The organism is Bacillota bacterium (assembly GCA_040755295.1).
Lineage (GTDB): Bacteria > Bacillota > Desulfotomaculia > Desulfotomaculales > Ammonificaceae > SURF-55.
In genome coordinates this window covers 82,397-97,028 of sequence record JBFMBK010000004.1, presented here as the reverse complement: position 1 = coordinate 97,028, position 14,632 = coordinate 82,397, and the positions used below count along the sequence as shown (strand labels likewise).

Genomic DNA, 14,632 nt, shown 5'->3' with positions numbered 1-14,632 from the left:
CCGGCATCGTCTTAAAACCGGCGGCCGGGACGATTAATCACAGTATACCCGTTTACAGGCCGAGTGAAAGAGTTTTGTACCGCCGTCCATCATCGGCCGCGGCGAACGTGACGCAGATTTTTTTCCGGACTCATTCGGGCACGCTCTAAAATCTTTGGGTTGAGTCGAATATATACATTGGACTAAACTTTTTAAAGGAATTGCGGAACCTGTCTAAAAAGTTAATAATAGTAAAAAGAATTGAATTATTCCCGACTGGAGGGCAAGCTTTTGCATATAAAACGGACGGCATTAGTCCTGTTTATTTTTATTTTATCATTATTCGACGCCCAGGCCATCGCCGCGTCCGTCGGCCTTGTGGTCAACGGACGGCAGGTCGTGCCCGCAACCCCGCCCTGCCTTCAAAACGGTCGCGTCCTGGTTCCCCTTCGGACGGCGGCGGAATCATTAAACGCTTCGGTTTATTACGACTCACAAACAGGACAGATAACTGTATCGAGGGACGGGGTCGATCTTGTGTTAACCGTGAATTCGACCCGGGCCACAGTCGGCGACCGCACCTTGATCCTTGATGTACCGCCCCGTGTGGTGGAGGGACATACCCTTGTACCGCTCCGCTTTGTGGGTGAAGCCCTGGGTGTCAACGTGGCCTGGGAGAGCGGTACCGCCTACCTAAGCGAGAACCTCCTTCATCTTCCCGGACCCACGCGACCGCTCAGCAAATATCCCGCAACCCTTTACCGCGACGGGATCCTGGCGGGGGCCAAACTCACCCGGCCGGTGTTTAATTATGTAGAAGCCGATACCAGGGTCGATATCAGGGGCAAATGCAGAAGCATGACGCCGGAATTGATAGTGATAGTGGAAAAAGGGGAGATGCGCAGCGATCAACCCCTGACGCTTGTAAACGGCGGTTTCGGCGGGCAGGTCTGGCTTCCTTTCGGGCCGGGCGAATACACGGTGACGGTATGCAGCCCGCCCCATAACAGCACCCTGTCGGGGCTACTCGGGTTCAAGGCGCGAAACACCGGTAAGGAGGACGTCTCCAATCTGGCGCCGATCGACTGGATGGACTGGGACCACCCGGATATCCTGGCTCTCGCCGGAGAACTTAAAAGGGAGAACCCAATGGAAACCGCCGCGGCTATCCATGATTGGGTAGCCCGGAACATCGAGTACGATTTGGAACAATATAAGCTTATTGCCTCAAATCAGGGTGACTTCTCGCCGGAACGAGCCTCGGCTATTTTACGCGCTCGAAGCGGTGTTTGCGAGCACTTCAGCCGGCTGCTGGCCGCCCTCTGCCGGGCGGACGAAATCCCCGCGACGATCGTCCGGGGATGGGTCCGCAGGAGAGACGGCTCAGAGGAAAAGCACGCCTGGAACAAGGTTTTTGTGGACGGCCGGTGGGTGGCAATCGACGCCACCTGGGACGCCGGTTACATCGACGGCTCCCGCTTCGTTAAGGATTACAGCCGCAACTACTTCGACCCCGAACCGTCGTTTTTCAACGCCACGCACCGTGAAGATCCGACGCTGTAAACCGGCTTCCTCGGTTCAACTGGATTTCTGACAAGCATCAATAACTACGGCCCCGTGCCAATCGAAGTGATCCGCCATTCGGTAGGCGCCAAGGGGTTTACTGGCGCCAGGATGACAAAGTATACGTTTCGGCCGCTCGAGCGGGGATGCGGTTGGCCGGTAAGGAGTCCGGAAGGATAACGGGCGTTAGCGGTGACGGCATACTCGAGCAGGGGTACCTGGCCGGCTTGTTGGACAACAGGTCCTTCGATAGAAAGGAGCCGCAGCTTGCGGATGGCCCTATCCGGAGATGCGCTTCCATCATTCCAGAGGGGATGGACCCACCTGGTGGCTGCAGCGAAATCCCGCCGCCCGAGGGCCTCAAAATACCGGCGTACCACCTTTTTAGCATCTTCACATTGTGCTTTTCCAACGGCTTTCCCTTTGTTTCCAAAGGGATTTACGAGGTTCTTGCTTACTCCGGCCACTTTAAAGGTTTTGTCTTCCGGTCCCTGGCCAGTACGAAAAAGACGGTTTCCTCGCCGCGCCTTTCTTCAGGTGTTGCGCCGGTTTCCGTTAACTTTGCCTGAAAGACCACCATTGTGAGCCCGGATCCGAAACCGCCCTGCGCTTCGACTTCTGCAACCTGCGCTTTCTTCACGGTAAGGGGTGGGGGTTCCAACGTGCTTTCAGCAGCGTAGCGCCAGACGTAGTTTCCAAGGGCAACGGTATCTCCTTCTGTGAGGGTCTGCACGTAAGCTGTAATCACCCGTTCGGCTTCTTTTTCCCAATCAAACGGTTCAACTACTGAGGGATTGGGAGCCACCGGTTCAAGCGGTTTACTCCTCTCCGTCCGGCAGCAGGCAATCAGCAACACCAGCCAGGCTGCCAGAAGCCCTATCACCAATAAGAAACGGTGGGGATTACGTCAACCTCCTTATGGTAAATTAATGATGCCGCAGGACTTCAGCGGAGTTCAGAATACTTATAGCCCAAAATTAGCCCAAAATCAACCTGTGAAACACATAATACCACAAATTGAAGCATTTAGTTATGCTAAGCGACAAACCGATTTCATGAAACCGCGTATACCTTTTTGCCCTTTTGGCGTTTTATCTTATGAGAGTAAAATATACGGGATGGTGAATTACAATCCTAATGATCTGCCCGGCGTCATTCCTGGAAGATTTCATGATCGCCAGGGCTTTAGACGATTATCTGCCCATTAATAAGCTTAAGGGGTAAGCCTTATTGTGGTAAAAACTGTACCGTTTAGTGTATAGCTATTTATCTAATCTGGGACTGACATGTGAGGAAGCAGAAGACCTTGCCCAGGAAACTCTTGTGGCGGCTTATATTCATTTAGACGGTGTCCCGCAAGGAAAATTGAAAGCCTGGCTCTTCACCGTAGCCCGCCACAAATATGTGGATTGGCTGCGACGGAATAAAAGGAAAGACGTTTTAGTTGACTTTCTTGAAGAACTTCCGGATGAAGCGGAGGGCCCGGATGAGGCCCTGTTTACAAAGGAAAATAAGGAACTGATTCTTGCCGCCATGCGTTGTTTAAGCTTTCATGAACGTAATTTATTGATTATGAAGTACCATTTGGACTTCTCATACAAGAAGATCGCCAAATGTCTTAACGTAAAACCAGAAACTGTAAAGACATGCCTGTACCGGGCCAGGCAGAAGTTTAAAAAAGAATACCAGGCTATAAAGGAGGATTCAGACAATGGAAGGGCTGACACCCGGTCAAAATAACCTTGACGAAAAGCGTTTTTTGCAGCGCGTACGCCGGCGGAGTACCTTTCGTATAGTGCTCTTATCTTTGGCGGTATTTGCGGTAAGTTTTATTTCGGTGAATGTTGTAAGCATCTACCTTCTTAATCGCCAGCATGACCGGATTTCCACATATTATAGCGGGCTTATAAGGCTCAGCGAACCCAATACCATTCTGCTGAGCGGAATCAGCTACAAAAATACCTGGTTCGGGCAACACAAACAGTATCATTTTATCCGCATAGTAGGTGCCAGGCCGGTGCCCGCGGGTACGGTGACGGTTGATTTTCAAGTGTGGGGCGGGGAACAATTTCTATGGCCTTCAACCCCGATTTTTAAAGCCAAAGACGGAAGGGAATACCTAGTGCCCAGTATGGTCCCGGTTTTAAAATTCTTTCACCCGGCAGCGCCCGGCGAAAGGGTGCAGCGGGACTTTGGCCTGTTAAAATGCGTACCCAAGGATGCCACGGTGGAAATGGCCCTTTCATTTAAGCGCTTACTCACAAAAGAGGAAATGGAGAAGGTGCTTCCTAATGGTGTAAAGCCGTTGTGGGGCGCCATATCGGCATACAGCGATAAGGAAATCAGAAACAAACCTTATCTGGGCCGGCGGTTAGTCGGTATTCCCCTGGGGGGCTTCCAGGAAGGTGAACCCAAAATAACAGAAGCCGACTTTCTTAAACAAATAAAGGCTTTGAGTCAACTGCCCAGTTATTCCTCAAAGCTACTGGCACGCACCGCCGGTTACCTCGAGAAGAACGGCGTCCTTTATTACGGAGTAGTCGTCGAAGGTAAACCGGAAGTCCTGCTCGGTCTTGAAGACGACCCCATTTTTTCTGGAGCGGTCATGGGGATTGTCGTGCAACCGTATTAGGCAGTACTTAATGTAGATAGTCGCTGCTCCATTACCACCAAGGTAATAATGGTACTTAGCAAATCAGAAAGAACCATTTTCCCCACCAACCTTTAGCTACATTTGCCGGCGCCGCGCCCGCATCCTACTTCAACAGGTACGCCCGACGGGTGAAGAGCATTTGTCCGCAGGAGAGGAGAAAAACAGCGGCGATAAACAAGACAACAGATACGAGCAAGGGGTCCATCCCCGACGCAGGCTGGGCCAATTGAAAGGGATTGAATACCGCCGCTTCACGGCAAAGCCCCCTTCTAAGCAATTTTTTCTTTGGGTTCGTCGGATATCCAACCCTTCGCCACAGGTATCCAGGCCAAACCACCCATTAATGGAATACTTACTATAAGCATCGGCAAATAAACCCGCAGAAATTCAATCACCTCGGGGTGAAAAATATTCTTCCATGGTTCCCCGCCAACATAATGCGCCACCACAGCAGGAATACCAACCACAAAGACCCTTTCCAACGTCAGGGTTAACACGGGCAACCATTTCACCATGGTTCGCAATTCCTTACGGTCATCAGCCCGTAGGGCCATATAAAAAGCCCCAATGGCCACCATCCCCAATTCAGAACTCAACACTATCTCTTGAAAATCCCAAGGGTCGACGCCAGCCGTTATAACCCAGGCCAAGAAGACAAAAGCCGCCCCACAGAGAAACAGACCTATTAAAACCTTGGCCCAGGTACAAACATACCACGGAAACATTTTTTTTACATCAACGGCAATATTCTGATTACCAAAGACCTTTATGGCCATGTTAATACTGTCATCCTCATTTTCACCTTTTCTCTTAAACTCTGCTACCAAAGACAGCAAATGGTCCTTAAACTCTGTTTTTATCTTATTCCGTTTACTGTGACTGACAGGGCACTGACCCACCAACTGTGCCAAATACTCTTCTATTCGTTGCATAACCCACCTCCGATAAACATATCAATAACTTGCCTCAAACACTGCCATTCTCGCCTACACCCTACCAGGTGTTTCCTCCCCGCTTCTGTAAGCCGATAATATTTACGTCGGCCGCCTTCCGAGGTCTCTCCCCAGGTAGTGTCGACATATCCATTACGCTCCAACCGTTGTAATGCCGGGTATAAGGTCCCTTCCTTCAACTCGAAGAGGTTACCCGTCCTGTCCCGGATTTCCTTGGCGATCTGGTAGCCATATTTGGCTTCGTCCTTGAGCAGCGAAAGCAACAAAATGTCTGTATAGCCCTTAAGAAGCTCCTTATTCAAAATCCTCCCACTTTTCATTTTAGATTTACGGGTTATATTATAACATGTAGTACCTTGCATTGCAAGGTACTTGTTCCGCACGCGGGAAATCAAGAGAAGAGAGTTTAAAAAACTGGAGACAGTTGGGGGAAGTAGATTACCTATTCTTTAGCACAGGTGGATCACATTCAATTTTAGCAAGTGGATCACTTTTGTATTGTCAAACGTATTATTAACTGGGAAAAACTCTCCTTCTGTGGCTCTTGTTATGCTCTCTCCGCCAAAAGCAAATTCCTATCCATCTTTGTACAAGCGTTTTTCAATTTGATAGCCACCATAAAAAAGAATAAACGAGATAATAGCTACAACTATAGATTTACTTAAGCTGCCAGCATTATTAAAGGAGCCAATTTCAAAAATGCTTAGCGGAGAATAAAATAAGACCAACATAAAAATCGAACTGTAGGCAAAATTTATTATCAGAGGGATAAAGGTATTTTGAAATAATAAAGAAAGGAAATATCCTAAGGCAATCATAAACATGCTTTGAATTATTATAGCAATAAACAAAAACCAAACAAAATCAAATAAAGAAGTAAAATAAATAAACACAATCGTTACATGCAGGACAAAAAATACCCATAAGATAATCATCTTTAAAAAAAGGCTATCTCTGCCGAATTTATAGACAAAAAGTAATTCCTTTCCGGGTGAATTAAGGTACTCCTTTAAAATAAACAGCGGCCACCAGGCGGCAAAACCGGGGATAAACAATTGAGATATTGTAGCGCATTCCGGGAAATTGCTACCGCCTCCGCCGCCTCCAGCTTTTATGGTAGCAAGAACTGTAAGAGGAACCAATATAAAAAGAATAACGGGCGGCACAAAAAAGTACAACCGCTGATTCTTAAGTTCAAGATACAACCTGCGCATTATGCCAACCCCTTTACCAGACACATGTATCCATCCTCGAGGCTGGGCTTTTCGCTTTGATAATCCTGGTTCTCCTTTACCAGTATCCGGTGATAAATCTTGCCCTCTATCTCGCTGATCTTAAGTGTAAATTTTTCGCCGACAATGCTATCAGAATCAGCTTCATTGATTTGATATACTTTGTTTATCGCAACATTTCTTAATTCTTCACAAGATCCGTTAAACAAAACACTGCCCTCGTTAATAACGATAACACTATTGCAACAGGCATCCACATCCTCCACAATGTGCGTGGAAATAAGGATCATTCTGTCTTTCTTAAGCTCACCCACGGTGTTTTTGAACCTGACTCGCTCGCTGGGATCAAGCCCTGCTGTCGGCTCATCCAATAGCATTACCTTAGGGTCCCCCAAGATCGCTTGGGCGATTCCGGCCCTTCTTACCATACCTCCCGACAATGTTTTGATCCTGTCCTTGGCCTTATCTTCTATATTAACAAACGTAAGCGCCTTTGTTATCTCATTGGCGCATTTGCTTTTTGCTATGCCCTTTAGAGAACAGATGTAGTCCATCATTTCATATAAAGTGAGCTCCTGGAACATGCCAAAGGCTTGTGGCAGGTAACCCAGGTCTTGATGAAAACTTTTGGATTTATGTATTGGCTCATCGTTATAGAATATCTCACCTTGCTGGGGTTCATATAGCCCCGCCATGCAGCGTATAAGCGTGGTTTTGCCGGCGCCGTTGGCGCCTAATAACCCGTAAACCTTGGCGTCTAAGCGCAGGTTTACGGAATGAAGCGCCTCTTTTCTTCTAAAGCTCTTGCTCAGATCTTTAACCGCGATCATCTTCCAGTTCCTCCCGTATAATATTTTCCACCAATTCCAAGTAGTCTCCCTGGCTTTCCGAAGTAAAATAATCGAAGAAGATGCGCAAGTTTTCTTCTTTGCGGGGTGATTCATAGAACAGATATTTTGCCGCCTTTTCATTGACAATGGTGTCCAAGTCAGACTTTCGTCTTTCATGAGTATAAAGTGCTTTTCTTTCCTGCGCATTCATATTCAGATATTTCTCTCGATTCATATCTGAATACTTTTCGGCAAGAAATCGTAATTCGTCTATCTCTTTCAGCAGGAGATTAAGGTCGACTGCGCTTTGAAACAGCGGTTCGGTCTCATCTTGTCTGCTAAAAAGATATTTTACATAGTCAGTCATAAAACTAAGACAATGAACTGATTTGGGTTTAAGGATCGATCTCATGGTAATCTCGGCTAATTGCGGCCCATTGTTGCAACAAGTAGCCGTAATGTGGTCGCTCATGACTACAACATCTTCAGTGTTAGAGTTAAGCGCAAAACTTCCGGGTACTTGAAAGAATTGCTTGTCTGTAAGGACGACCGGTTTCTTTCGCTCCAATCGACTGAATAAGTCTGTTAAGATCTCCTCCGCTTCACGAATATATTCTCTTTTCGGCAAGTTCCTGCGCATCGGCTCTGCATATATATTTTCAGCAACCTCATCATACATACCGGCAAACAGCGACACCCCGTTCGACTTGCCACGGAAAGAATTATTACTGCCGGGAAGATTGCAGAATACCTTTAAATTGGACCGGACATTCACCGAATATTTGCTTTCATTCGGCGAGGTGTTAATCACATAGCCGTACCGATCTTGATCCCATATCTTTAGTCTGCCGGCTTTAGGGTAATAGGCAAAATACCCGGGTAAGGCTATCGCTTGCCGGTTGGCATAATATTTCGGCGATTTACCGTAATACTTAAAGATGAGCCTGTCCGCCCCGTTTAATCTGCCAACTCTGATGTAATCGCCCTCGCGGGTAAAAGGTATCTCTCCGTCTTCTGTGCGAACGCTGGTCAGGATGTACCCGTGATAAAGGGTGAAATCATAACTATCCAAATCATGATCATCGATGGTGACTTCCACTTCAGCGTGCAGTTCATTGCTAATCGTCAAATCCATCTCATACTCTTCAATCATGAATCCGGCTTCATATTTACTGTAATCTTCTCTCGGTCTATCCATATAATAAATGGGATCGGCAAAGGCAAAAGAATCAACTCGCATGTCCATTAATAAGGTCGACCCCCTGACGGAAAACAAACCGACGCCCAGCAGCACAATCAGGCAACCGGTGGCTATCAGTGCTTTTTTAGTCTTCCGGTTAAAACATTCGGTCAAAATCAGGGTTAAGGGAAATAAAACCCAAAACCCGGCCAAAATCCACCGGATCGGCTCCATCGGAAATCCGTATAAAGGATAGATTGCAGAGTGACTCCCTAATTGCTGGGGTACGACAGTAAGAAAATGCTTGAAGTAGTAAAGCATTCTCTCGGTCAGGTAAGAGTTGAAAAGCAAATACGGCATTCTGAAAGGGACATCGGTGAAAGTGGTGTTTAACAACATAAATATAACCGTAAGGCTATATACCGCCAGCCTTTTGGTTTTCAGTTTGGCGGCCATTGCTGTTCCCAGCATGATACCAATTAGGAATGATAATCCGAAATACAGTATGGACAGTTTCATCAAATGAAGCAAAAAAGGGAGATAATATTGAACATCGAAATAATAATACATGAATAGGATAAAGGAAAAAAACATTATGGAAGGTATCGCAACGATAGTTAATAAACACAAGATGATCGCCGCATAAGCCTTCAATAATCCCTGCTGGTATGTTTTAAGGTACTCCGCCATGTTGTTGTCGTACATTCCGACCGCAAGCTCGTAGCCGCAATAAATGAAAAAGGCAATTACAAAAATGCAGGGGCGCACCCAAAGCGTAGCATTGGAAAATATATCTACGGAAAATATATCACGATACTGTAAATAATTAATGAGGCAAAATCCAAAATATGCCACGATTGAAGCCAGCAGAACAAAATACGGCAGGCTCAGATTTTTACTGCGTAAGAATACTGATAGCGAAGCTTTATATAATTTCCTCAAACCAAGTCCCCCTTACAGAAAGGCAGATTATAGGGGTATACCAAATACCCCTATAATCTGGCAATTAAGGTTTGCTAGAGATTTCGTACTACACCTTTACCATCACAATCCGTAAACCACAACTCGGGATTCAATTGCACTCTGTAGCCCGAGGTTTCTTGAATAGAATACGTACTGTAGTAATAATCATCAATATTTATTAGGTAGTCTTCTAAGGTCCACCAGTTACCATAGGCGCAGCAACCTTGTAAAGATATCCAAAACCTATGCCCAGAAGTATCGTAGTTCCAGCCTTCATACCCTACATCAGTGCCGCTGATAGAAGCAGATAATTGAGGACCCTCACCTTGACTAATGTAAACCCATGCTTCACCAGCATAGGCGCTAGTCACCAGAACACTGATTAACATTATCAGCGTGAGACTTGCTAAAAGAAGTCTGGATGTCCTTTTAGACATTTCTCTTCCTCCTTGTAAGATAAAGATAGAGTTAAGGTAAAAACCCGCCCGACGTTCTTTGAAAACTACAAAGCGAATTTATTAATTCTACACTGTGAATACCTCCTTCCTTCTCAAATTTAGAGTAGAAGGTGGCACCATTTACAAAATCCCCTCCTCAAGGATATAATTAACGAGGAGGGTACGGGATTTGGTTGACCTCTCATGATACTTTGACGGTTGAAGAGGGTGATGCCACCGTACTCTCTTTTTATTCCCAATCAACTAGTACCATAAATTGTAATTTAGCTTGACTGTCTTTGTGCGCTTCTCACCTCCTCGTCCTAAATTCCGAAACCACATTCCACATTATTTAAGCTCCTACTTATATAACGCACATAAGGAGGGGTTTGGATTAAAATTTTTTAAAAAATTTTCCTAAACGACAAAAGCCCCTGATTGCGCTCGCCGGCGCGACCAGGGGCTTATAAAGCTGATGGAAAGGTAATCCTTGTTCTTTTGCTAATATGATAACAGAAGTATCATTTATTGAACTGAAATCCTATATCTCTTTCATTGACTCGGCCATCTTAAGCGCTTCCTTTGGTAACATGCAGCCGGAAATTCTATAGAACACTTCCCCCTGATTCCAAGACAGGCTGAGCCAGTCGTCTTTTTTTCGTTCGACCAGGGTTCCCTTTGCGCCACAAATCTTCAGCTCTGTTATTTTGTAATCACCCGGATCAAACGCCCGATCACCGCCCGGCGTTTCGGAACCGCACTGCTCGACGGTAATAAACTTCCCGTTAGCTTCGTAACGGCTGGTTATTCTTACGAGAGAGCCGGATACGTCTTCGCCGGTATGCCCTACCAGCCTGTATCCCTTGGGAATGCAAGCGGGCAGGCGAACGGAGAAAGGAGCCTTCTCTTTGAGCTGCTTAAGGGTATAAGGCTTTTGGTTGGTCAACGGCGGTAAGACGTTCTTACCTTTACCCGTTAAGGTAAGTTTATCTCCGCTTTCCGTAAGGGTAGTTTTAAAAGCTACCACCTTATCGGTTATGGCTCGAAGTTGCGCCGGGAAAACCGAAAAGCCGATGAGAACCAGAATAAGCAGCGCCGCGGTTCCCGCCATAGCGAACCCGAGAAGCAGCCTGCCGGAAAGGCGCGTCCGGCGGCGCTCTTCCAGACGGGCCTTAAACCTTTCCCATAGCTCTTCAGTGCTGGGAGGATCGCAACCTTTCATGCGCTCCTCTATAATTTGTTTTAAACGATCGGAATGCTGATTCTCTCGCATCATTGTTTACAACAGCTCCCTCAGTTTCATTCCAACCAAGGCTTCATCAGTTTGTAGGCCCTCCGGAGGCGTGATTTCACGGTGCCTTCCGGAAGGTCTAATGCCTGAGCGATCTGTTTGGTGGTCATGTTCCTATGATACATTAAATAAAGGACCAATTGATATTTTGCAGGAAGTGCTTCCACCGCTACTTGCACCTGTTTTTTCTCTTCTTTCGTGATAAAACCCTCTTCAGTAAGATTAGCGACGACCGGAAACAGCAAAGGGATTTTCTTTTTTCGTTTTCTCAACTCGCTGCGCGCCTTGTTCATGGCCACCCGTATCAGCCAGGCCTCGATTTTTAACGGATCCTGAGGATTTCGCAATTTGGTCATGGCGGTCAAAAAGGTTTCCTGCATCACATCCTCCGCCATGGTTCGGTCTTGCAGGACAAAATAAGCGGCCTCGAACACCCTCCGGGCAAATCGTTCGAAAAGAGACTTGATTTCGTTTCCGTCAAATGGTTTTAAATCTGCCATAACGTTGATTTCCTCTCCGGAAACGTCTTTTCCTCCCGCGTGGTAAATATTACACCGCTCGCCAGGTATTTACGAGCTTCCGTAAACTTACCCGGCTTCTGCACTCTTTAAGATATACGCGCTGAGTAAAAATTTTTTAGCCTTAAACATAATCCAAGACCCCTCCTCCGGCGTTATATAGGTAGAAGCACTCAATATTTGGCGAAAGGGGTGAGCGGCTTGAGTTGATGTTCCGGAAGCAAAAAGCGCAAGAAACCCGACGGTTTAGCGATTCGCGGAAGTGTTGCCCGACTACCGGTTTTTTAGAGAGCGCCATTGGTGATAAATTAACCTATCGCTGGGAGGGATGGTTTTGGTGACAGGGAAAAGGAACTTCTTTTCTTTGAAATCGTTGCTATGTTTGTTTATCGCCTTCGGTTTATTAACGGGGATAGCTTACGCTGCCAGTAAGACCCTTCTCGTGCCCCAACAGGAACAACAATACACTTACACCTGTTGGGCTTCCGTAGGCTCTATGATCAGCGCTTTTTTCAAAGGCAATACCACCAATTACGAGACCAGTATACTTAACTACGTGAAGCCCGGCGTAAACGGCAACGATCCGGCAGCAATGGGAACGGTTCAAGACACCAAAACCGGCGTTCAGTATATCACAGGAATAGCCGGCTCGGTTCAAGCCAGCGCACTTTCCTATACGGCGGTTAAATACCAGATAAACGGTAACGGCCCGATATCAGCGGCGTGCGTATACCTTTACGGCGGACATATGCTGGCTTTGAAGGGTTATAATGACGACGTGACTCAAGACGTGCTGTATAACGACCCGGCTGACGGACTGGGTCACCGTTGCAGTTATTCTTACATGATCAACACCTTCGGCTGGAATAATTCGGCATTTTGGAAGTAAAAGGGAGGTATTACTTTGAAAACCAAGTTGTTTTGGGTAATTGTGAGCTTGATCACGGTTCTTGCGCTCGGGATAGGTGGTGCACGGATGACAACAAGTTACGCCATAGATAAACTCACAGGTATATTGAATAACGATTCTTTTGAATCCGCCCGTGAGCAGTCAGAAGTTAACGATGTTTTTAACGCCGACTTTCCGCGTGCCCAAGAAATAATTAAACAGGATCCGAGCTTTCTTCCTAAAGAATATCGCCAAAATGCTTCAGAAGCCCAACCCGGCAAAATGAGAACTCCTTATAAGGTTTATCTGGCATCGAACGACTTCATCCAACGTTATCAGACAGACCACTGTTTCGGAAGCGTTCTTTCCGGACAGCACTTATGGGAAGCGCCTTTGCTTGACGATACAAATAGAGTGGTCGGCGCTTCCACCGCCTGGCAGAACAACGGCAAGTGGGAGATTGCGGCAACCGGGTTAAACATCCCGGCAGTCATGGTCAAGTTAAGCTCCGACACGGAAGCTATCGCCAAATTGTTGGCCGACAACGGGCTGACCGGACTTAAGGAGATTAAGCACGTAAGGATTCACGGAGCGGGAATGGACGCGTTTTACCTGGTCTCGGAAACGGGGAAGGAATACGTGGTTCCTATGTCACATCGTCCGGACATAGCAGGATTGGAGAATCTAAAGGTTTACCCGGTTGCAGAAGCGATGGATGTGTTAAGCGCAAGATTTTCACCTACTATACGTGATAATATAATCCTCACCCGTTAGGCACACGACGCTGAACCCCGGCAAGCCGGGGTTCTTTCTTTGTCATATGCGAAGAATAACCGCCCTTCGCGTTAGGTTTTGTTTTTGTGTCTCTTCGTCCCTTGTATCCTTAACGCTGGACGTTGCACGTTGAACTTTGGCCTTATTTTACTGCAGGAAAGACGCCGGGTCTTCGGGCACGCCGTTATAACGCACCTCGAAATGTAGGTGCGGACCTGTCGAATGCCCGGTACTGCCCACCGCGGCGATGATCTCCCCCGCCGTCACGTTTTGCCCCACGGCGGCTTCAATCCGGTCGCAGTGCGCGTAATAGGTCGACCAACCACCCGCGTGCGAAATAATCACCAGGTTACCGTAAGTGCCGGCGGGAGAGGCGTATATCACCTGACCGTCCGCCGCCGCCGTTACCGGGGTACCGGTATCCGCCGCGATATCCATCCCCTCATGAAGCCGTCCTTCACGCGTGCCGAAGGGTGAGGAGACAAGCCCCGAAACCGGCCGGGCGAACTCTACACGCTCACCGCGCCCTTCAGAAGCCGGTAATCCCGATAAGGGAGTGGGTATTATCAGCTCCGCCCCCACGGTAAGGACGTCATCCGGACCCAGGTTGTTCACGCCGAGGATTTCATCAATAGTAACCCCGTAATATGCGGCGATATTCCAGAGGGTATCCCCCGGAACAATGCTGTGGACAAGTCCCCCGGCCGGAACGACAAGATACTGCCCCCCGTAGATAAGGTCGTACCGGGAAAGATTGTTGGCCTGCGCAATAACCTCGGGACCAACCCCGTAGCGCCGGGCGATACCGCAAAGGGTATCACCCTCATTGACGAGGTAATAAGTGGGCAAAACCTCCTCCCCGGTTTCCACCGGTTCCGCCTCAAACAACCGTTCGTCCCACTGAGCCTCCGCCGGGCAGTTTAACATCCCGAAAAGTACCATGATGGCCCCGAGCCCAAACAACAGCTTTTTAATTATGAGACACATAACCTCCCAATCCTTAATATAACTCATTTGTATCTATTCAGGGTCAGAATTCAGAATCCAGTAGTCAGTAGTCAGAGTAAAAAAACTGCAACGACTTCTAAATTAGAATCTGAAACCCGTGCTGGAATAGTTACTTTTAATAAAACTTTAAATATTATTGCCTATTATCGGGTTTGTTATGCCCTCCGTTAATCCGGCAGCCCGCGTCAGGTAACCGGACAAAAAAAGGCGGGTAAAACCCGCCCAAAGCAACTTACGGCTAAGGCGCAGGAAGCCGAAAATATCACCGTTTTTTAAAATACGGGCAGAACCGGACTCATCCATACGAGCAAAAGCATATTACCCTATACAAATAAAAAAACGGCCTGCCGCCGTTTTTCTTT

The 14,632-nt window shown here is 47.3% G+C and carries 17 protein-coding genes; 6 read left to right on the top strand and 11 right to left on the bottom strand.

Annotated elements, in window-relative coordinates; genetic code table 11:
- Positions 1-270: 270 nt before the first annotated feature.
- Positions 271-1,542 carry a stalk domain-containing protein gene (locus AB1500_04745; GenBank protein ID MEW6182472.1) on the top strand — a complete coding sequence of 424 codons (1,272 nt, stop codon included), beginning with the start codon at positions 271-273 and terminating at the stop codon, positions 1,540-1,542.
- Between the two features lie 44 nt (positions 1,543-1,586).
- Here the strand turns inward: AB1500_04745 and AB1500_04740 are convergent, their stop codons facing one another.
- Together AB1500_04740 and AB1500_04735 are read right to left on the bottom strand one after the other, a co-directional pair.
- The gene (locus AB1500_04740) at positions 1,587-1,922 is read right to left on the bottom strand and encodes a hypothetical protein (protein MEW6182471.1); all 336 of its coding nucleotides are present in this window, start codon (positions 1,920-1,922) and stop codon (positions 1,587-1,589) included.
- 74 nt (positions 1,923-1,996) lie between these two features.
- Positions 1,997-2,290, bottom strand: a complete 294-nt coding sequence (locus AB1500_04735) for a hypothetical protein (GenBank protein MEW6182470.1) — start codon at positions 2,288-2,290, stop codon at positions 1,997-1,999.
- A 46-nt stretch (positions 2,291-2,336) separates the two neighbouring features.
- On the opposite strand from AB1500_04735, the gene AB1500_04730 reads away from it, so the two are divergent.
- The 3 genes from AB1500_04730 to AB1500_04720 are packed head-to-tail and all read left to right on the top strand — an operon-like array spanning position 2,337 to position 4,174.
- Entirely contained in the window at positions 2,337-2,750 is a 414-nt protein-coding gene (locus AB1500_04730; GenBank protein ID MEW6182469.1) for a hypothetical protein, read from the top strand.
- Between the two features lie 46 nt (positions 2,751-2,796).
- On the top strand, positions 2,797-3,282 hold the full coding sequence (locus AB1500_04725; GenBank protein ID MEW6182468.1) for a sigma-70 family RNA polymerase sigma factor: 486 nt from the start codon (positions 2,797-2,799) through the stop codon (positions 3,280-3,282).
- On the top strand, positions 3,254-4,174 hold the full coding sequence (locus AB1500_04720; GenBank protein MEW6182467.1) for an anti sigma factor C-terminal domain-containing protein: 921 nt from the start codon (positions 3,254-3,256) through the stop codon (positions 4,172-4,174). The genes AB1500_04725 and AB1500_04720 overlap by 29 nt, the downstream gene beginning before the upstream one ends.
- 290 nt (positions 4,175-4,464) lie before the next feature.
- On the opposite strand, the gene AB1500_04715 is transcribed toward AB1500_04720, so the two are convergent.
- From AB1500_04715 to AB1500_04680, 8 genes are all read right to left on the bottom strand, one after another.
- On the bottom strand, positions 4,465-5,127 hold the full coding sequence (locus AB1500_04715; protein ID MEW6182466.1) for a hypothetical protein: 663 nt from the start codon (positions 5,125-5,127) through the stop codon (positions 4,465-4,467).
- A complete protein-coding gene (locus AB1500_04710; GenBank protein ID MEW6182465.1) occupies positions 5,115-5,450 on the bottom strand; it encodes a helix-turn-helix transcriptional regulator in 336 nt (111 codons plus the stop codon). The genes AB1500_04715 and AB1500_04710 overlap by 13 nt, the downstream gene beginning before the upstream one ends.
- A gap of 273 nt (positions 5,451-5,723) precedes the next feature.
- The gene (locus AB1500_04705; GenBank protein MEW6182464.1) at positions 5,724-6,386 is read right to left on the bottom strand and encodes a hypothetical protein; all 663 of its coding nucleotides are present in this window, start codon (positions 6,384-6,386) and stop codon (positions 5,724-5,726) included.
- Positions 6,362-7,210 (bottom strand): ATP-binding cassette domain-containing protein, encoded by an 849-nt coding sequence (locus tag AB1500_04700; protein MEW6182463.1) that lies wholly within the window; start codon positions 7,208-7,210, stop codon positions 6,362-6,364. The genes AB1500_04705 and AB1500_04700 overlap by 25 nt, the downstream gene beginning before the upstream one ends.
- Positions 7,197-9,332 carry a hypothetical protein gene (locus AB1500_04695; GenBank protein MEW6182462.1) on the bottom strand — a complete coding sequence of 712 codons (2,136 nt, stop codon included), beginning with the start codon at positions 9,330-9,332 and terminating at the stop codon, positions 7,197-7,199. Before AB1500_04695 ends, AB1500_04700 begins: the two co-directional genes overlap by 14 nt.
- A gap of 74 nt (positions 9,333-9,406) precedes the next feature.
- Positions 9,407-9,790, bottom strand: coding sequence for a hypothetical protein (locus AB1500_04690; GenBank protein MEW6182461.1), 384 nt, complete (start codon positions 9,788-9,790; stop codon positions 9,407-9,409).
- 541 nt (positions 9,791-10,331) lie between these two features.
- On the bottom strand, positions 10,332-11,066 hold the full coding sequence (locus AB1500_04685) for a DUF4367 domain-containing protein (protein ID MEW6182460.1): 735 nt from the start codon (positions 11,064-11,066) through the stop codon (positions 10,332-10,334).
- A gap of 23 nt (positions 11,067-11,089) precedes the next feature.
- On the bottom strand, positions 11,090-11,581 hold the full coding sequence (locus AB1500_04680) for a sigma-70 family RNA polymerase sigma factor (protein MEW6182459.1): 492 nt from the start codon (positions 11,579-11,581) through the stop codon (positions 11,090-11,092).
- A 355-nt stretch (positions 11,582-11,936) separates the two neighbouring features.
- Between AB1500_04680 and AB1500_04675 the strand changes: the two genes are divergently transcribed.
- Both AB1500_04675 and AB1500_04670 read left to right on the top strand, forming a co-directional pair.
- Positions 11,937-12,488 (top strand): papain-like cysteine protease family protein, encoded by a 552-nt coding sequence (locus AB1500_04675; GenBank protein MEW6182458.1) that lies wholly within the window; start codon positions 11,937-11,939, stop codon positions 12,486-12,488.
- A 15-nt stretch (positions 12,489-12,503) separates the two neighbouring features.
- The gene (locus AB1500_04670; protein MEW6182457.1) at positions 12,504-13,262 is read left to right on the top strand and encodes a hypothetical protein; all 759 of its coding nucleotides are present in this window, start codon (positions 12,504-12,506) and stop codon (positions 13,260-13,262) included.
- 147 nt (positions 13,263-13,409) lie between these two features.
- Here the strand turns inward: AB1500_04670 and AB1500_04665 are convergent, their stop codons facing one another.
- Complete coding sequence (locus tag AB1500_04665) at positions 13,410-14,249, bottom strand: M23 family metallopeptidase (GenBank protein MEW6182456.1); 840 nt, start codon at positions 14,247-14,249, stop codon at positions 13,410-13,412.
- Positions 14,250-14,632 lie beyond the last annotated feature (383 nt).

Coding starts and splice junctions, on each gene's coding strand:
- AB1500_04720 (MEW6182467.1), top strand. CDS start 3,254: ATGGAAGGGCTGACACCCGGTCAAAATAACCTTGACGAAAAGCGTTTT.
- AB1500_04715 (MEW6182466.1), bottom strand. CDS start 5,127: ATGCAACGAATAGAAGAGTATTTGGCACAGTTGGTGGGTCAGTGCCCT.
- AB1500_04700 (MEW6182463.1), bottom strand. CDS start 7,210: ATGATCGCGGTTAAAGATCTGAGCAAGAGCTTTAGAAGAAAAGAGGCG.
- AB1500_04690 (MEW6182461.1), bottom strand. CDS start 9,790: ATGTCTAAAAGGACATCCAGACTTCTTTTAGCAAGTCTCACGCTGATA.
- AB1500_04685 (MEW6182460.1), bottom strand. CDS start 11,066: ATGATGCGAGAGAATCAGCATTCCGATCGTTTAAAACAAATTATAGAG.
- AB1500_04680 (MEW6182459.1), bottom strand. CDS start 11,581: ATGGCAGATTTAAAACCATTTGACGGAAACGAAATCAAGTCTCTTTTC.
- AB1500_04665 (MEW6182456.1), bottom strand. CDS start 14,249: ATGTGTCTCATAATTAAAAAGCTGTTGTTTGGGCTCGGGGCCATCATG.